This window comes from Sphingomonas sp. GW821-FHT09E03 (assembly GCF_059416225.1).
On sequence record NZ_JBWKOS010000002.1, the window covers coordinates 667,971 to 684,380 of the forward strand.

Genomic DNA, 16,410 nt, shown 5'->3' on the forward strand with positions numbered 1-16,410 from the left:
GAATAGCCGCAGGCAAAGGGGATTTCATGGCGGTTATCGACAAGGTCAGGCAGCCGCGGGTCGCGACGCGGAAGCCGGCGGTGGCATCAACGCCCGCCGTGTTGCCGCTCGACCAGATCCTGCGCGGCGATTGCATCGCGACGATGAAGGCACTGCCGGCCAAGTCGGTCGACATGATCTTCGCCGATCCGCCCTACAACCTCCAGCTCGGCGGCGAGCTGTTCCGCCCCGACGGCAGCCATGTCGATGCCGTGACCGACGAGTGGGACAAGTTCGACACCTTCGCTGCCTACGACCGATTCACCCGCGCCTGGCTTAACGAGGCGCACCGCATCCTCAAGGACGATGGCGCGATCTGGGTGATCGGCAGCTACCACAACATTTTCCGCGTCGGCACCGCGGTGCAGGATCTTGGCTTCTGGATCCTCAACGACATCGTCTGGCGGAAAGCCAATCCGATGCCGAACTTCCGCGGTACCCGCTTCACCAACGCGCACGAGACGCTGATCTGGGCATCGAAGGGCGAGAAGGCGAAGTACACCTTCAACTATCGCAGCATGAAGACCCTCAACGACGAGCTGCAGATGCGCTCGGATTGGGAGTTCCCGATCTGCGGCGGCCAGGAGCGGCTCAAGAAGGACGGGCAGAAGGTCCATCCGACCCAGAAGCCCGAGGCCCTCCTCTACCGGGTAATGCTCGCCTGCACCAAGCCCGGCGACGTGGTGCTCGATCCCTTCTTCGGCACCGGCACCACCGGCGCGGTCGCCAAGCGGCTAGGCCGGCGCTGGATCGGCATTGAGCGCGAGGACGGTTATATCGATGCCGCCAACGAGCGTATCGCCGCGGCGCTGCCGCTGGACGAATCGGCGCTGGCGACGATGCAGAGCCCGCGCTCGCAGCCCAAGGTCGCGTTCGGGGTATTGGTGGAGAATGGCTATCTTCAGCCCGGGATGGTGCTGACCGACAGCAAGCGCCGCTTCCAGGCGTCGGTGCGCGCCGATGGTAGCCTCGCCAGCACGTGCGGGGCGACCGGTTCGATCCACAAGCTCGGCTCGACGCTGCAGAACGCGCCCGCCTGCAATGGCTGGAGCTTCTGGCATTATGAGGCGGTCGACGGTCTCAGGCCGATCGATGCATTGCGGCAGACCTATCTGCTGGCGACGCAGCCCTAAACTTCATCGGTCGCGCAGGCAGGGTGCCGATATGCTCCTGCGCTTGCGACAGGGCGACGCCGGAACCCAGGCGGTATGACGAGGCGGCGATCGGTCTAGCTTCGCCATAGGCAACGTCCCGCCACCGCCGTAGGAGCGATGGCCGGCTCGCCAGCGAAAGACACCTCATCATGCACCTCCGCCCGGTCCAGTTCGTCGACACTCCGGTGACCCAGGCCGACGGCGCGGTGGCGCGCCTCGCCGGCGGCATGCAATGGTTCGCTGCTTATGAGGTGATCGAGGGCAGCGGCCGCCGCACCGTGTCGATCGCCGACATCGGCACGCTGGGCGATCGCGGCGCGGCGCTCCACGCCGCGATCACCGCCCCCCGGCCGCCGCTGCAGCTCGGCGAACGCACGCTGCGCCTCGACCAGCCGCTGGTCGCCGGCATCCTCAACATCACGCCCGACAGTTTCTCCGATGGTGGCCGACACCTCGATGACCCCGCCGCGGCGGCTGCGGCCGGTGTCGATATGACCGCCGCGGGGGCGGCGCTGATCGACCTCGGCGGCGAGTCGACCCGTCCCGGTGCGCCGGCGGTGTGGGAGGGAGACGAGATCGCGCGGGTGGTACCGGTCGTCGAGCGGCTCGCCCGCAGCGGTACGCCAGTATCGATCGACACCCGCAAGGCCGCGGTGATGGAGGCGGCGCTGCAGGCGGGGGCAGGACTCGTCAACGATGTCGCGGCGCTGCTGTGGGACGATCGCGCCTTGGCCGTGGTCGCGCGCGCCGGCTGCCCGGTGGTGCTGATGCACTCGCCCGATCCCAAGGACGGCGGCCACGGCAGGATCAGCTATCGCAATGTCGTCACCGAGGTGTTCGACTGGCTCGAGGCGCGGATCGCGGCGGTGGTCGCGGGCGGGGTGGATCGGGCCAAGATCATCGTCGATCCCGGCATCGGCTTCGGCAAGAGCCTCGCCGACAATCTCGCGCTGATCAACGGCCTGGCGCTGTTCCACGGCCTTGGCTGCCCGATCATGCTTGGCGTCAGCCGCAAGCGGCTGATCGGGGCGCTCGGCAACGAGGCGCCGGTCGACCAGCGGCTGGGCGGCAGCGTCGCGCTGGCGATCAAGGGGGCGGAGGCTGGCGTCCAGCTGATCCGCGTCCACGACGTGGCCGAGACGGTGCAGGCGATCAGGGTGTGGCGGGGCTTGCGCGATCGCGCGCTCGCCGGCGGCTGATCGTGCGGCGGGCAACACTTTGCCACGCACCTTCAGGGGGTTGATGCGTTAGATCGCTGCCTCCGTCAGCAGAGAAGAGCCTATGATCGTTGATGCCACCCCGCGCCTGCGGCAGATCGTTTCCGAAGTGTGGCGGCCGCTCGCCATCCTGTTCGTGTGGGACGTGATCGTCACCGTCACTTATTATTTCCTGCCCTTCAAGGCACCGTCACTGCCGCTCACGCTGTTCGGCTCGGCGCTGGCGCTGTTCCTCGGCTTCCGCGACAATTCGGCGTATGAGCGCTGGTGGGAGGGCCGGGTGTTGTGGGGCGCGATGATCAACGCCTCGCGCAGCCTGGCGCGGGCCACCCGCAATTTCCTGCCCGATCCCGATGCGCATGATCTCAAACGGTCGATCGTGCTGCGCCAGATCGCCTATGTGAACGCGCTGCGCTGCCAGCTGCGCCGCCAGCCCGTCGGCGAGCAGGTGTTAAGCCGGCTCTCGCGGGGCGAGGCGGAACCGGCACTGGCGCGCACCAATATCGCCAACGGATTGCTCGACGGCACCGGCCGGCGGTTCGACGACGCGATGCGGATGGGCTGGATCGATACCATCCAGCAGACCCATATCGAAAGCGTGCTGGTCGACATCGCCAATGCCCAGGGCGGGATGGAGCGGATCAAGAACACGCCGCTGCCCAATCAATATCGCTTCTTCCCGACCTTCTTCACCCACATCTTCTGCGTGCTGCTGCCGATCGGGCTGGTCGAGACGCTGGGCTTCGCGACCCCGCTGGGCTCGACGGTGGCGGGGCTGATGTTCCTGTCGGTGCTCCAGATCGGCGACGATCTGGTCGATCCCTTCGCCGACACCGTTCACGACGTGCCGCTGACCGCGATGTGCCGGACGATCGAGATCGACCTGCTCCAGGCGATCGGCGACGCCGCGCCCGAGTCGATCAAGCCGGTCCACGGCGTGCTGTGGTGATTAGCTAATGTGGATTAAATTATCCCCCAAGAACGGGATGTTATTCGTGCTTACCGCCCCATTAGGGTTGTTTGTACAGGACGGGAACAAGCCGCGGTGATAGTCTTCCACCGGTAAGGGGATTGGCCGCCATGGATTACGGCGACAGCACTCATCCGCGCCAGCACACGCGCTTCAAGCTGTTCATGCCCACGGTGATGGATGCCGGGCATGGCGCGATCCGGGTCCATCTGCTCAACCTATCGGCAAGCGGCGCGCTGGTGCACCACGCGTCGCCGCCGCTGCCCGGCGTGCGGGTGCGGCTCGACTGCCTCGGCGTGTTGCGGCTGGCAACGGTGATGTGGTCGAGCGGTTCGCGGTTCGGCATCGCCTTCACGCTGCCGCTGGGCGAGGCCGAGGTGGCGCGGGTGATCGGCGGCAATGACGCGCCGCTGCCCGAACCCGGGATGCGGCTGCGGGCCTAGCCCCGGCCCCGACGCTGACGCCTAGCCCAAGCGGCGGTAGGCATTGTCCATGTTCGCCATCCAACCCGCCTTGGTGACGGTGCCAGCGCTGCGCGGCTTGCGCGCGTCATCGAGGTTGACCGGCTGGTGGAAGCGCAGGCCCGCCAGCTGCGGCTTGGTCCACATCACCTCGGCCTTGAGCTCGCGGATGCTGCCGAGCGCCAGGGTGATGGTGGTACCGGTGACGAGCTCGCCTTCCTGATCGATGCAGGCGCCGAGGCGCGAGAGGTTGCGTACCCGTCGTTCCACCGTGCCGCCGGGCAGCTCGAGACCGGCGCGGATGATGACGCTGCTACGAGGTTCGCGCTGGGAAGGGTCGAGGTCGGTCATGAGGCTGCGATGCGCTGATCCGGTTAACAACTGCTTACCAAGGCGTGGCCGTCAGGCCGCGGCATTGTCGATGCCGAGCTCGCCAAGCTTGCGATACAGGGTCGATCGGCCGATCCCCAGCCGGCGCGCAACCTCGGTCATCCGCCCGCGATAATGGCCAATTGCGAGGCGGATCACGTCCGCCTCGATATCCTCGAGCGGACGCAGATTGCCGTCGGGGCGAAACAGCGTCACCCCGCCGCCCGACGCCGCTGCCGCGCTGCCGCCACGGCGGTGGCCGAGCGCGGCGATCTGCGGGAAGTCGGCACGGGTCAGCGCCGAGCCCTCGCACAGCACGGCGGCGCGGAAGAGCGCGTTCTGGAGCTGGCGGACGTTGCCCGGCCAATCATATTCGACGAGCAGCGCCAGGGCATCGTCGGTGATGCCGAGCGGGCGCAGCCCCGGCTGCTGGGCGATCCGCGCCAGCAGGTGGCGGGTAAGCGCGGGAATGTCGCCGGTACGCTCGCGCAGCGGCGGGATCGTCACCTGGACCGGGTTGAGCCGGTAATAGAGATCCTCGCGGAAGCGGCCGGCCTCGACCTCGTCGAGCAGCTTCTTGTTGGTCGCGGCGATGACGCGGACGTCCACCTCGCGCGGGTGGCGGGCGCCGATCGCCTGGACCTCGCCGGTCTGCAGCACCCGCAACAGCTTGACCTGGGTGTCCATCGGCATCTCGCCGATCTCGTCGAGCAGGATGGTGCCGCCATCGGCATCGGCGAACTTGCCGATCTTGCGCTCGAACGCGCCGGTGAAGGCGCCCTTCTCGTGCCCGAACAGCTCGGATTCGACCAGATTGTCCGGGATCGCCCCGCAATTGACGGTGATCATGGGCTTTTTGGCGCGGGGGGAGGCGGCATGGATCGCCTCGGCGATCACTTCCTTGCCGACCCCGCTTTCGCCCTCGACGAGCACCGGCACCCGCGCCCGCGCCGCCTTGGCGGCAATCGCCAGCGCCGTGCGGAAATCGGGCGAGGAGCCGACAATCTCGTCGAACGCGAGCAGCGCCGGGATCTTCTCGGTCAGCGGGCGCAGCTCGCCGCTGCTGGTACCGCCGACCGCGGTCTCGAGCGCCGCCAGCAGGCGCTCGGGCGCGAGCGGCTTGACCAGGAAATCGGTGGCGCCGGCGCGCATCGCGGCCACCGCATGCGCCACCGAGCCATTGGCGGTGAGCATCAGGATCGGCAGCGCCGGGCGGCGTTCGCGCAACTCGGCGATCAGCTTGGCGGCATCGGCATCCAGCGACCAATGGTCGAGCAGGATCGCATCGAGCTGCATCCCGTCCTGGGTGCCGAGCTGGGCAAGCGCCATCTCGCCATCGGCGGCAAAGATCGATCGCCAGCCCGCACGCGCGGCCAGCGCCGAGACCAGCCGCCGCTGGGCCGGTTCTTCGTCAATCAGCAAAAGCAAGCGCTGGCCGTTGCGCGTCATGGTTCATCCTGTGCCGGTTCGGGTCACCTTGCTAGCGGAAGGGGGTAAAGGCGCTCTTAAGCGCCGGCGCTTGAAGCGGCCCCCGGTGCAGGATAGGTATCGGTGACAATCACGGGCAGGAGAGGCACGCAGATGGCCGACAACAGTGGTTTGGAGGCGCATGAGGCGACCTATGGCAGCGTCATCGGGCTGCTGAAGTGGGGCGCGGTGGCCTGTGCGGTGATCGCCGGCTTCGTTATCTGGTTGATCGCCTGACCCTGTGGCGATGACGATCGCCATCGTTCGCGAGACTGCCGATGGCGAGAAGCGCGTGGCGGCGACGCCGGAAACGGTGCGCAAGCTGGTGGCGCTCGGCGCCGACGTCGCGGTGGAGGCGGGCGCGGGGGCGGCGGCCGCCTATCCCGACGACGGGTATCGACAGGCAGGTGCGCGGGTGGGTGATCGAGCCGCGACGCTGGCCGGTGCCGAGATCGTGCTCGCCGTGCAGGGGCCGGCGGCCGACAGCCTCGCCGGTGCGGCGCCGGGCGCCTGGATCGTCGCCGCGCTCAACCCCTTTGCCGAGCGTGCGCGCATCGACGGCTATGCGGCGGCCGGCTACGAGGCATTGGCGATGGAGTTCATGCCGCGCATCACCCGCGCGCAATCGATGGATATCCTGTCCTCGCAATCCAATCTCGCCGGCTACAAGGCGGTGCTGGACGCCGCCGCGGTCTATGGCCGCGCTTTCCCGATGATGATGACGGCGGCAGGGACGATCTCTGCAGCGCGGGTGTTCGTGATGGGCGTGGGCGTCGCCGGGCTGCAGGCGATCGCCACCGCGCGGCGGCTGGGGGCGCAGGTATCCGCCACCGACGTGCGCGCCGCGACCCGCGAACAGATCATCAGCCTCGGGGCCAAGCCGATCTTCGTCGAGGATGTCGCGGGAATCGAGGGCGAGGGCGCCGGCGGCTATGCGGGCGAGATGAGCCCCGCGTATCAGGCCGCACAGGCCGAGCTCGTCTCCGGCCATCTCGCCAAGCAGGACATCGTGATCACCACCGCGCTGATCCCGGGCCGGGCGGCGCCGCGGCTCGTCAGCGAGGCGCAGGTCGCGAGCATGAAGCCCGGCAGCGTGATCGTCGATCTGGCGGTGGAGCAGGGCGGCAACGTCGAGGGGGCGGTGGCGGGCGAGACCGTCGTGCGCCACGGCGTCACGATCGTCGGCCATCGCAACATGCCCTCGCGGGTCGCGACCGATGCCTCGGCGCTGTTCGCGCGCAACCTCTACAATTTCCTCGCCGCCTTCTGGGACAAGGACGCGAGCCGGCCGGTGCTGCCGGAGGGAGACGAGATCGGCGAGGCGATCCGGCTGACCCGCGGCGGCCAGGTCGTCAGCGCAAGGCTGCTGGCATGAACCGCCCGGCGGCAGCGGGCTAAGGAGCAGGCCATGGACTTTGTCGCCATTCTGTCGATCTTCGTGCTGGCCTGTTTCATCGGCTATTACGTGGTCTGGTCGGTCACCCCGGCGTTGCACACGCCGCTCATGGCGGTGACCAACGCCATTTCCAGCGTGATCATCGTCGGGGCGCTGATCGCCGGCAGCGCCGCGGGCTCCTCCGTCGCCAAATGGCTGGGGCTCGGCGCGGTGGTGCTGGCGAGCATCAACATCTTCGGCGGCTTCGCCGTCACGGCGCGGATGCTGGCGATGTACAAGAAGAAGGAGCGGCCGGCACCATGATGGGGCATCTCCAAACCGGGGCGGCGATGCGCGACGTGGCGGCCAATCCCTGGGTCGCCCTCGCCTATCTCGTCGCCGGCGTGTGCTTCATCCTCGCCTTGCGCGGCCTGTCGAGCCCGGTGTCCAGTCAGCGCGGCAACCGGCTCGGCATGATCGGCATGGGGCTGGCGGTGATCACCACACTGGTGACGCACCTCAACGTCGGCATCGGCGAGATACTGGCGGCGATTGCCTTGGGCGCCGCGATCGGGCTGGTGACGGCGCGGCGGATCGCGATGACGGCGATGCCGCAACTGGTCGCGGCGTTCCACAGCCTGGTCGGGCTCGCGGCAGTGCTGGTGGCCGCCGCGGCCTATCTCAACCCGAGCGCGTTCGGCATCGCCGATCTGGTGGTGCCGATGCTCGGCCGGCCGTTCGCGGTGATCCATCCGGTCAGCCGGATCGAGATGGGGCTCGGCGTCGCGATCGGCGCGATCACCTTCTCGGGCAGCGTCATCGCCTTCCTCAAGCTCAACGGCACGATGGGCGGCAAGCCGATCATGCTGCCGGGGCGCCACGTCATCAACCTCGCGCTGCTCGCGACGATCCTCGGCCTGATCGCCTATTTCACCCGGGACCAGGCGCCCTGGGTGTTCTGGACGATCACCGGGCTGAGCTTTGCCATCGGCTTCCTGCTGATCATCCCGATCGGCGGCGCCGACATGCCGGTGGTGGTCAGCATGCTCAATTCCTACTCGGGCTGGGCCGCGGCGGCGATGGGGTTCACGCTCCACAACAGCGCGATGATCATCACCGGCGCGCTGGTCGGCTCGTCGGGCGCGATCCTCAGCTACATCATGTGCCGGGCGATGAACCGCAGCTTCATCAGCGTCATCGCCGGCGGGTTCGGCGCGGCGAGCGACGGCGGCACCGGCGCGGCGGCGGCGAGCGACCGGCCGTGGAAGCGCGGGTCGGCCGAGGATGCCGCGTTCCTGATGAGCCAGGCCGAGCAGGTGATCATCGTGCCGGGCTATGGCATGGCGGTCGCGCAGGCCCAGCATGCGCTGCGCGACATGGCCGACAAGCTCAAGGCCGAGGGCGTCCGCGTCAAATATGCCATCCATCCGGTCGCCGGCCGCATGCCCGGGCACATGAACGTGCTGCTCGCGGAGGCCAACGTGCCGTATGACGAAGTGTTCGAGCTCGAGGACATCAACGGCGAATTCGGCCAGATCGACGTCGCCTTTGTTATCGGCGCCAACGACGTCACCAATCCGGCGGCGAAGACCGACAGATCATCCCCGATCTACGGCATGCCGGTGCTCGACGTCGACAAGGCAAAGACCGTGCTGTTCATCAAGCGATCGATGGGCGGGGTGGGATACGCCGGGGTGGATAACGACATCTTCTATCGCGACAACACGATGATGCTGTTGGCGGATGCCAAGAAGATGGTCGAGGATATCGTCAAGGCGCTGGATTGACCGGAAACATCATGTTGTCTCCACAATGGAGGCAATCGCGGCGATCTGCTACTGTCCGACATCCATGATTCCACGGAATTGGAGGTGAATGATCGCCACCACTTCTGTGTCAGGTCTATTCTGGACAGGAAACGGCGATTGCGTGGGGAGCCGGCGATGAACGAGGGCGCGACATATCAGGAGGCGGGCCATGCGGCGCTGCTGATCGCCGGGGCGCAGGGGGCCGCGGCGGCGGCGCAGGCGATCGACCTCGCCGGCGCACGGCTGCTCGAGCGGGTCGACTGGGCCGATCTGCCGGCGAGCCTCGATGCACAGGCGGCCCGGCCGCTGCTGGTGCTGGAGACGGCGGGGGTGGAGGATCGGGTGCTCGAGGCCGCGCTGCCGCGGCTCGACGGCTATGCCAGCGCGCTCGACCTGCAGATGGTGGTGACGCTGGCCGAGCCGCAGATCGACCTGGTCACCCGCCACCTGCTCGGCGGGCGGGTGCAATTGCTGTGCGCGCCCGGGCTCGGCGATCGCGTCGCGGCGCTCGCGCTGGCCGCCCAGGCGAGCGGCAGCGTCGCGCTTCACGACAGCTGGCGCGAGACCGAATCGATCCGGTTGCAGCGGCTCAACCAGGAAGTGGCGCGGATCGCCGAGATCCTGGCGCGGCTGACGCGGAGCGACGCGCCTGTTGCGGGCAGCGAGATCGAGGACCGGCGGCGCAGCTATGACGCCGGACCGGGCAAGCTGCCGTCGCTCGAGCCGCAGGACGTGCGCCGGGCGATCCGCGCGCGGCGCATCCGCGACCAGTTCTTCGCCGCCGGCCTGTTCGAGGATCCGGCCTGGGACATGCTCCTCGACCTGTTCGCCGCCGAGCTCGAAGGCGTGCGCGTCTCCGTCTCCAGCCTGTGCATCGCCGCCGCGGTGGCGCCGACCACGGCGCTGCGCTGGATCACCAAGATGAGCGACATGGGCCTGTTCCTCCGCCAGCCCGACCCGCAGGATCGCCGCCGCGCCTTCATGGCGTTGTCCGCCCAGGCGAGCGAAGCGATGCGCGGCTATATGGTCGCGGCGAGGCTGGGCGAGATGGTCGCCGCCTAGGGGCTTGCGGGATCGCCCGCGGTTTGGCAGGGCGGGGTTATCCCGAGAGGGGGCGATTAGCTCAGTTGGTAGAGCGTCTCGTTTACACCGAGAATGTCGGCGGTTCGAGCCCGTCATCGCCCACCACGCGGCCGCTCAGCTCGCCTTCTCGTCGTCGCGATACTTCATCTCGAGAAACCGGCCGCGGGTCTGGAGCTGGTCGAGGTCGCCTTGCGCGAGCCGCGCGGTCATGTCGGCGATCTCCTGTTCGATCAGGCGCAGCCCGTCGACCAGCTCGCGATCGGGGGTCTTGCCGTTGCGCTCGACGGTGCGCAGCGACGGCGGCACCTTGGCATAATCACCGACAAAGGCGGGGAGCTGCTCGCCGATCAGGCGGCGGACCTCGTGGGCGGTCTCGTCATTGCCCTCGATGCGGCCAAGCTGGGGCGACAGGGTCTCGAGCCGGACGCCGATCTGATCCACCAGCGTGCGCGCCGGCGCGGGCAGCGCCGGGCGCTGAGTGCCGAGCCAGCGCTCGGTCTGCGCCGGCAGCGCCTTGAGATCGACGGTGCGCAATTTCTCGGGCGGCGGCGCGCGGCCCTCGGCGGGCCAGATCGCGAACAGCACGGTCGCGGCAACCAGCAGCGCCATCACCGCGAGCGCGCCGAGGATGCCGAGCGGGATCACCAGCCCGAGGATGAAGGCGCCGAGCAGGATCGCGGCATCGGCGATCGCGATCCGCGCCAGCCGCTGGGCGATCGCCTGGGTGGCGCGGTGACGCTGCGGCGCGTCGGCATAGCCATCGGAGATCCGCGCCATCATCGCGCGGGCGCGTTCGATCTGGTCGTCGACTTCAGTCATGCGTCAACTTTCGGGCTCACAACGATTCGAGCTTATACTGGTCGCCCAGGCCGCCGGACGGGCCCTTGAGCGCGCCCTGCGCAGCGCCCTCGGCACGGGCGATATAGCCCTTGGACTTCTCCACCTCGCTGCCGAGCGCGGTGACGGTGATCTTCATCGAATCGAGCGCCTTGAGCTTGAAGGTGTCGATCGCATCCATCGTGTCGTAAATGTTTTGGAACGCGCGCTGCAGCGTCTCCAGCGGGATCGTCGAGGCGGCCGCCTGCTCGTGGATCGCCGCGGTGTTGGAGCGCAGCAGCTTGCCGGTGGAATCGATGATGTTGGCGGTGGTGGTGTTGAGCTGGGTGATCGATTCGAGCACCAGTTTCTGGTTGGTCAGCGCCTGCGCGACCGTCACCGCGGTGCGCAGCGCCGAGACGGTGGTGGTCGACGCGCGATCGACCCCCTTCACCAGCTCGACATTGTTCTTCTTGACGAGATCGAGCGCCAGATAGCCCTGCACCGTCACCGCCATCTGCGTCAGCAGATCCTGGGTGCGCTGGCGGGTGTAGAACAGCGCGGTCTCGCGGATCGCCTTGGCCTTGGCGGGATCGGTGGCGTCGAGCTCGTTGGCCTTGTCCTCAAGCTTGGCGTCCATCGTCTGGCTGAGGTGGATCATTTGCTCGAGCCGCCCCATCGCGCCCCACAGATTGGCACGCTCGGTATCGATCGCCGCATTGTCCATCAGCAGCTCGTCCTTGCCGCTGGCAAGGCTCTTGAGGATCGAGCTGATATGGGTCTGCGACGATTTGTAGCTGTCGAAATAGTCGCGCATCTTCGAGCCGAACGGGATGATCCCGAAGATCTTCTTGGGGCCAGACAGCGCGCCCTTCTTGCCGGGATCGAGATCTTCGATGACGCGGCGGAGCTGGGCGAGATCGGCGCCGACCCCGGTATCCTTGTCCATCGCGCGGATCGGGCGATCGAGAAAGCGATTCGACTGGCCCGCCGCCTCGCGGATCTCCTTCGCGCCCATCGCGGTGATCGCATCGACGCGCTTGCCGAATTCGGGCGAGTTGACGTCCTCGGCGACCAGTTCGGCGACGAAGGTATCGACGCGTGCCTCGAGCTGGGTCTTCTTGGTATCGTCGACCGGCACCAGCCCGGCGGCGCGCTCGGCGGTCACCGTCGGCACCGGATCGGGAGGCGTGAGGACCAGCCCCTTGTCCGGCGTCAGGGTCGCGGCGGTGGTGGCCATGTCTTCAATCTCCAACCTGTTATCTACAGACTGGCGACAAGGGCACCGGCAATCAAGTGTATGCCATAAATAATACACCGCCGGACAAGCATCAGAAACGGAGCATTCGAGCGCGGCATGAGCCCGTAGCGGAGCCAGTTGCGCTGGGGCAGGGGGCGGGCGGCGGCTAGCTTCCGGGGCAAGCCGCCGCCGAGCGGCGTGACAAGGGGAGCTCCGAATGGCCCGCCGCCTGCTGCTGATCGCTACCACCGCCCTGCTCGCAGGGTGCGCCACCCCGCAACGCACATCATCACCGCCCGAGGCGGCGCGCAGCACGACCGGTCCGGTCCCCTTGCGCGTCGGCCAAGGCACAGAGCTGATCTATCGTGGCGTGCCGGCCAATCCAGTATCCGGACAGGTCGACTGGTCGACGAAGAGCTTCGGTATTTCGGGTGGCACCTTGTCCTTCACCAACGCGCACGACGCCAGCCGGGCGTGCTGGCTCGAGATCAAGGTGGATGCAGCAGCGGTACCGGTTCCGATTGGTGGGTCGGGCACGATCGCATTGGTAGTGCCGCAGACAGCCCCGCCCAGCCCCTGGACCGTGACGTATGACAATAATCCGCAGGGACATTGGTCAATCCTCAAGGCGCAGATGGGCAGCAGCAACAGCAAGGCGGAGGCCAATGCCGCGGCTGCCTTCCATGACACGGCAGTGGCCGCGACAGGGGTGGTAACGGTGATCAACGGATCGCTGAACAATTGCACGATGTGACCGGAACCCAAGGCGCCACGGGCACGTCCTGAGCCGATGGCCGTCGTTTATCATGCGCTGACGTGGCGGGCGGGCGTCGAGGGTCGGGCGCGCCTGCTGGCCGCCGCGGGCATGGCCGCGGCGCGGCGGGATGAGGCGCTTGCGGCGCTGGGCCAGCAGGCACTGGCGACGGCGCAGGCCCATCGCCCCCTACTGGCCGCACTCGGGCTTGAGGATGCCGAGCATCTCGCCCGCTGGCTCGTCCCGGGGATCGTCCATCCGGCGTTGGTGACGGTGCTGATGATGGTGCCGACCATGGCGCCGCTCAATACGTCTGGCGGCAGTGCTGACAGAGGAGATGGCGTGGCGGCCTGGTTGCGCGGAGAGGGGGCAGGCCACTGGCCCGCAGCCCCAATCCGGGATCGCCGCCTTGGGCTGGCGCCTCCCGGGCGCTGGATCGCCGCGCTGGTGGGCGCGACGCCGTTCGACGAGCGGCCGCTGCCCCGCGACCTGGGCCATTGGGGACGCGCGAGCGGGGTGGTCCATGCCGCCCAACGCCGCGGTCTCGCGCCGCCGCCGGCGGTGGCGGCATTGGCGCACGGCGGCGCCTGGTTGGGCGTGGTGACGGTGTGGTGACGGGGAGACCGGGGCTGCAGCGAAGGCGCCGGTGACCATCCGCGTCCCGACCGAACGACGGCATCGCGGTTCCACGGAACCCGCCATCCGGGCAGCGCGTTCGGCACGATCATTACGGAGAGGATACGATAATGCGTCCCACACTGTTCGCCCAGGCTGCCGGGCTGTGCATGATCGCTGCGCTGGCGACCGGCCCCGCTGATGCACAGGGCAAGAAGGATCGCGCCCGCATGGCCGTCACCGAGGCGCAGGCCAAGGTGGAGGCGGCGATGAAGGTCGATGCCACGACGCTGACGCCCAAGTTGCTCGCCGATGCGCAGGCGACCCTGCGCACCGCGCAGGAGGATCTGGCGCAAAACCACAAGGACGACGCGATCGCGACCGCCAATCGCGCCTCGCAGCTAGCCGACCAGGCACTCGGCGAGTCGCAGCGTCGTCGCGCCGAGAATAATGCCGCGGTACGCAGCGATGCGGTAGCGGCGACAGCCTCGGCGCAGGCGGAAGCCGATGCCGCCAAGGCCCGCGCGGCCGACGCCGAGCAGAGCGCGGCGGCTGCCCAGGCGCAGGCGGCCAGCGCCCAGGCCGAGGCTGCCGCGCTGCGCGCCACGCCGCCCGCCCAGCCGGCGAGCACGACGACGACCACCACTGTCGAGCAGCCGGTCGCCGCAACCACCGCGGCTCGCGCCACCACCACCAAGCATGTCGTCCGCAAGACCACGGCCCGCCGCACGACGGCCAAGCCGGCTGCGGTGAAGACGACAACAACGGTGACGACGCAGAACTGACGTCACTCGACGCCCTTCCGCCCATGTCGGGCCGACCCGGGGTGCGGCGGCCAGACCTGCCGCCCCCATGATGAGTCTCGGGGCCAGGGTGGCAATCTGGAGGGGCACCGGCTAACCTTATGGCCACCCGTCGTTTGCTTCACGGCGACGGGTGGCTTTTCGCGCCTGCAAAAATGCGCTAGGGGCGCGCGCAATCTCTTTCAGATCAGGAATTCCCATGAGCCTCCGCAACGTGGCGATCATCGCGCACGTCGACCACGGCAAGACCACGCTCGTCGACCAGCTCTTCCGTCAGTCCGGGACTTTCCGCGACAACCAGCGCATCGAAGAGCGTGCGATGGACTCGAACGACCTCGAAAAGGAGCGCGGGATCACCATTCTCGCCAAGCCGACCTCGGTCGACTGGACTCCCCCGGGCAGCGACGAGAGCATCCGCATCAACATCGTCGACACCCCCGGCCACGCCGACTTCGGCGGCGAGGTGGAGCGCATCCTGTCGATGGTCGACGGCGTCGTCCTGCTGGTCGATTCCTCGGAAGGCGCGATGCCGCAGACCAAGTTCGTCACCGGCAAGGCGCTGGCGCTCGGGCTCAAGCCAATCGTCGTCGTCAACAAGGTCGATCGCTCCGACGCGCGCATCCAGGAAGTGCTCGACGAGGTGTTCGACCTGTTCGTGAGCCTCGACGCCAACGACGAGCAGCTCGATTTCCCGGTGCTCTACGCGAGCGGCCGCAACGGCTATGCCTCGACCGACATGGACGCGCGCGAAGGCACGCTGATCCCGATGTTCGAGACGATCGTGAAGCACGTGCCCGCCCCCAAGGTGGAAGTGGAGGACGTGCCGTTCACCTTCCTCGTCACGCTGCTCGACCGCGACAACTTCCTCGGCCGCGTGCTGACCGGCCGCGTCAATTCGGGCACGGTGAAGCTCAACCAGCCGATCCACGCGCTCGATAACGACGGCAACATCGTCGAGACCGGCCGCGCCTCCAAGATCATGTCGTTCCGCGGCCTCGATCGCGTGCCGGTGGAAGAAGCCAAGGCAGGCGACATCATCAGCCTCGCCGGCTTGTCGGTGGCGACGGTGGCGAACACCATCGCCGACGTCACCGTCAGCGAGCCGCTGCATGCCCAGCCGATCGATCCGCCGACGCTGTCGATGCGCTTTGCGGTGAACGATTCGCCGATGGCGGGCCGCGAGGGCACCAAGGTGACCAGCCGCATGATCCGCGACCGCCTGTTCCGCGAGGCCGAGTCCAACGTCGCCGTCAAGGTGACCGAGGCCGCCGACCGCGACAGCTATGAAGTCGCCGGCCGCGGCGAGCTCCAGCTCGGTGTGCTGATCGAGACGATGCGCCGCGAGGGCTTCGAGCTCGGCATCAGCCGCCCGCGCGTGCTGTTCGGCGAGGACGAGGACGGCAAGAAGACCGAGCCGTACGAGACCGTGATCATCGACGTCGACGACGAGCATTCGGGCACGGTCGTCGAGAAGATGAACCTGCGCAAGGCGGAGATGACCGACATGCGGCCATCGACCGGCGGCAAGACCCGCATCACCTTCTCCGCGCCGTCGCGCGGCATGATTGGCTATCACGGCGAGTTCCTGTCGGACACCCGCGGTACCGGCATCATGAACCGGCTGTTCGAGAAGTACGGCCCGCACAAGGGCGCGATCGAAGGCCGCAAGAACGGCGTGCTGATCTCGAACGGCGCCGGCGAGGCACAGGGCTATGCGCTGGGGCCGCTCGAGGAGCGCGGCGTGCTGTTCGTCGGCCATGGCGAGGCGCTGTACGAGGGCATGATCATCGGCGAGAACGCCAAGACGGATGACCTCGAGGTCAACCCGATGAAGTCCAAGCAGCTGACCAACTTCCGTGCGTCGGGCGGCAAGGACGATGCGATCCGCCTCACCCCGCCGAAGAAGATGACGCTAGAGCAGGCGATCGCCTACATCGACGACGACGAGATGGTGGAAGTGACGCCGAAGAACATCCGGCTGCGCAAGCGCTACCTCGACCCGAACGAGCGCAAGCGCGCGAGCCGGGCGAAGGCGGCGTAAGCTTTCGGGCTTGGGTTTGACGGGGGGGCTGGGTGGCGACACCTGGCCCCTTTTTCGTTGTGTCGCTTACCTGGTCGCAAAACGCGTCACCCGAGCGCATGCTGGGGTCTCGTGGTTGTCGGGGCAAGAGCCGCCAGAGATCCCAGCGTGCGCTAGGATGACGGACGAGGGGCGGGGCAGCGTGCATTGCCCACAAAA

Annotated in this window: 17 protein-coding genes and 1 tRNA gene; 14 read left to right on the forward strand and 4 right to left on the reverse strand. The window is 67.9% G+C overall.

The window, feature by feature from the left end; genetic code table 11:
* The first annotated feature begins 26 nt into the window (after positions 1-26).
* From AC07M8_RS07565 to AC07M8_RS07580, 4 genes are all read left to right on the forward strand, one after another.
* Positions 27-1,172 (forward strand): site-specific DNA-methyltransferase, encoded by a 1,146-nt coding sequence (locus AC07M8_RS07565; RefSeq protein ID WP_495173733.1) that lies wholly within the window; start codon positions 27-29, stop codon positions 1,170-1,172.
* Positions 1,173-1,342: 170 nt separating this feature from the next.
* A complete protein-coding gene (gene folP, locus AC07M8_RS07570) occupies positions 1,343-2,392 on the forward strand; it encodes a dihydropteroate synthase (protein WP_267396348.1) in 1,050 nt (349 codons plus the stop codon).
* 82 nt (positions 2,393-2,474) lie between these two features.
* The gene (locus tag AC07M8_RS07575) at positions 2,475-3,359 is read left to right on the forward strand and encodes a bestrophin family protein (RefSeq protein WP_495173734.1); all 885 of its coding nucleotides are present in this window, start codon (positions 2,475-2,477) and stop codon (positions 3,357-3,359) included.
* Between the two features lie 131 nt (positions 3,360-3,490).
* Positions 3,491-3,823 (forward strand): PilZ domain-containing protein, encoded by a 333-nt coding sequence (locus tag AC07M8_RS07580; RefSeq protein ID WP_495173735.1) that lies wholly within the window; start codon positions 3,491-3,493, stop codon positions 3,821-3,823.
* A gap of 21 nt (positions 3,824-3,844) precedes the next feature.
* On the opposite strand, the gene AC07M8_RS07585 is transcribed toward AC07M8_RS07580, so the two are convergent.
* Both AC07M8_RS07585 and AC07M8_RS07590 read right to left on the reverse strand, forming a co-directional pair.
* Positions 3,845-4,192, reverse strand: coding sequence for a PilZ domain-containing protein (locus AC07M8_RS07585; RefSeq protein WP_495173736.1), 348 nt, complete (start codon positions 4,190-4,192; stop codon positions 3,845-3,847).
* A gap of 51 nt (positions 4,193-4,243) precedes the next feature.
* Entirely contained in the window at positions 4,244-5,659 is a 1,416-nt protein-coding gene (locus AC07M8_RS07590) for a sigma-54-dependent transcriptional regulator (RefSeq protein ID WP_495173737.1), read from the reverse strand.
* Positions 5,660-5,791: 132 nt separating this feature from the next.
* Between AC07M8_RS07590 and AC07M8_RS07595 the strand changes: the two genes are divergently transcribed.
* From AC07M8_RS07595 to AC07M8_RS07620, 6 genes are all read left to right on the forward strand, one after another.
* Entirely contained in the window at positions 5,792-5,914 is a 123-nt protein-coding gene (locus AC07M8_RS07595; RefSeq protein ID WP_267396355.1) for an aa3-type cytochrome c oxidase subunit IV, read from the forward strand.
* Between the two features lie 10 nt (positions 5,915-5,924).
* Positions 5,925-7,052, forward strand: coding sequence for an NAD(P) transhydrogenase subunit alpha (locus tag AC07M8_RS07600; RefSeq protein WP_495173738.1), 1,128 nt, complete (start codon positions 5,925-5,927; stop codon positions 7,050-7,052).
* 33 nt (positions 7,053-7,085) lie between these two features.
* Positions 7,086-7,376, forward strand: a complete 291-nt coding sequence (locus AC07M8_RS07605; RefSeq protein WP_267396357.1) for an NAD(P) transhydrogenase subunit alpha part 2 — start codon at positions 7,086-7,088, stop codon at positions 7,374-7,376.
* Positions 7,377-7,402: 26 nt separating this feature from the next.
* Positions 7,403-8,839 (forward strand): NAD(P)(+) transhydrogenase (Re/Si-specific) subunit beta, encoded by a 1,437-nt coding sequence (locus AC07M8_RS07610; RefSeq protein ID WP_495173792.1) that lies wholly within the window; start codon positions 7,403-7,405, stop codon positions 8,837-8,839.
* A gap of 156 nt (positions 8,840-8,995) precedes the next feature.
* Positions 8,996-9,922, forward strand: a complete 927-nt coding sequence (locus tag AC07M8_RS07615) for a hypothetical protein (protein WP_495173739.1) — start codon at positions 8,996-8,998, stop codon at positions 9,920-9,922.
* Positions 9,923-9,972: 50 nt separating this feature from the next.
* Positions 9,973-10,048, forward strand: a tRNA-Val gene (locus AC07M8_RS07620).
* A gap of 9 nt (positions 10,049-10,057) precedes the next feature.
* On the opposite strand, the gene AC07M8_RS07625 is transcribed toward AC07M8_RS07620, so the two are convergent.
* Entirely contained in the window at positions 10,058-10,762 is a 705-nt protein-coding gene (locus AC07M8_RS07625) for a hypothetical protein (protein WP_495173740.1), read from the reverse strand.
* Between the two features lie 16 nt (positions 10,763-10,778).
* A complete protein-coding gene (locus AC07M8_RS07630) occupies positions 10,779-11,999 on the reverse strand; it encodes a toxic anion resistance protein (protein WP_495173741.1) in 1,221 nt (406 codons plus the stop codon).
* A 217-nt stretch (positions 12,000-12,216) separates the two neighbouring features.
* Here AC07M8_RS07630 and AC07M8_RS07635 point away from each other — a divergent pair, with 217 nt between their 5' ends.
* From AC07M8_RS07635 to typA, 4 genes are all read left to right on the forward strand, one after another.
* On the forward strand, positions 12,217-12,753 hold the full coding sequence (locus AC07M8_RS07635; protein WP_495173742.1) for a hypothetical protein: 537 nt from the start codon (positions 12,217-12,219) through the stop codon (positions 12,751-12,753).
* A 36-nt stretch (positions 12,754-12,789) separates the two neighbouring features.
* Positions 12,790-13,368 carry a hypothetical protein gene (locus AC07M8_RS07640; RefSeq protein ID WP_495173743.1) on the forward strand — a complete coding sequence of 193 codons (579 nt, stop codon included), beginning with the start codon at positions 12,790-12,792 and terminating at the stop codon, positions 13,366-13,368.
* A 131-nt stretch (positions 13,369-13,499) separates the two neighbouring features.
* Positions 13,500-14,153, forward strand: a complete 654-nt coding sequence (locus AC07M8_RS07645) for a hypothetical protein (RefSeq protein ID WP_495173744.1) — start codon at positions 13,500-13,502, stop codon at positions 14,151-14,153.
* 217 nt (positions 14,154-14,370) lie between these two features.
* Positions 14,371-16,212 (forward strand): translational GTPase TypA, encoded by a 1,842-nt coding sequence (gene typA / locus AC07M8_RS07650; protein WP_267396364.1) that lies wholly within the window; start codon positions 14,371-14,373, stop codon positions 16,210-16,212.
* The last annotated feature ends 198 nt before the right edge of the window (positions 16,213-16,410 follow it).

Excerpts from the sequence above, each read along its gene's own strand:
- AC07M8_RS07600 (WP_495173738.1), top strand. The coding sequence starts at position 5,925 with ATGACGATCGCCATCGTTCGCGAGACTGCCGATGGCGAGAAGCGCGTG.
- AC07M8_RS07635 (WP_495173742.1), top strand. The coding sequence starts at position 12,217 with ATGGCCCGCCGCCTGCTGCTGATCGCTACCACCGCCCTGCTCGCAGGG.
- AC07M8_RS07585 (WP_495173736.1), bottom strand. The coding sequence starts at position 4,192 with ATGACCGACCTCGACCCTTCCCAGCGCGAACCTCGTAGCAGCGTCATC.
- AC07M8_RS07610 (WP_495173792.1), top strand. The coding sequence starts at position 7,403 with ATGCGCGACGTGGCGGCCAATCCCTGGGTCGCCCTCGCCTATCTCGTC.
- AC07M8_RS07580 (WP_495173735.1), top strand. The coding sequence starts at position 3,491 with ATGGATTACGGCGACAGCACTCATCCGCGCCAGCACACGCGCTTCAAG.
- AC07M8_RS07595 (WP_267396355.1), top strand. The coding sequence starts at position 5,792 with ATGGCCGACAACAGTGGTTTGGAGGCGCATGAGGCGACCTATGGCAGC.
- AC07M8_RS07575 (WP_495173734.1), top strand. The coding sequence starts at position 2,475 with ATGATCGTTGATGCCACCCCGCGCCTGCGGCAGATCGTTTCCGAAGTG.
- AC07M8_RS07640 (WP_495173743.1), top strand. The coding sequence starts at position 12,790 with ATGGCCGTCGTTTATCATGCGCTGACGTGGCGGGCGGGCGTCGAGGGT.
- AC07M8_RS07590 (WP_495173737.1), bottom strand. The coding sequence starts at position 5,659 with ATGACGCGCAACGGCCAGCGCTTGCTTTTGCTGATTGACGAAGAACCG.
- AC07M8_RS07565 (WP_495173733.1), top strand. The coding sequence starts at position 27 with ATGGCGGTTATCGACAAGGTCAGGCAGCCGCGGGTCGCGACGCGGAAG.
- AC07M8_RS07630 (WP_495173741.1), bottom strand. The coding sequence starts at position 11,999 with ATGGCCACCACCGCCGCGACCCTGACGCCGGACAAGGGGCTGGTCCTC.
- AC07M8_RS07605 (WP_267396357.1), top strand. The coding sequence starts at position 7,086 with ATGGACTTTGTCGCCATTCTGTCGATCTTCGTGCTGGCCTGTTTCATC.
- AC07M8_RS07625 (WP_495173740.1), bottom strand. The coding sequence starts at position 10,762 with ATGACTGAAGTCGACGACCAGATCGAACGCGCCCGCGCGATGATGGCG.
- AC07M8_RS07645 (WP_495173744.1), top strand. The coding sequence starts at position 13,500 with ATGCGTCCCACACTGTTCGCCCAGGCTGCCGGGCTGTGCATGATCGCT.
- folP (WP_267396348.1), top strand. The coding sequence starts at position 1,343 with ATGCACCTCCGCCCGGTCCAGTTCGTCGACACTCCGGTGACCCAGGCC.
- AC07M8_RS07615 (WP_495173739.1), top strand. The coding sequence starts at position 8,996 with ATGAACGAGGGCGCGACATATCAGGAGGCGGGCCATGCGGCGCTGCTG.
- typA (WP_267396364.1), top strand. The coding sequence starts at position 14,371 with ATGAGCCTCCGCAACGTGGCGATCATCGCGCACGTCGACCACGGCAAG.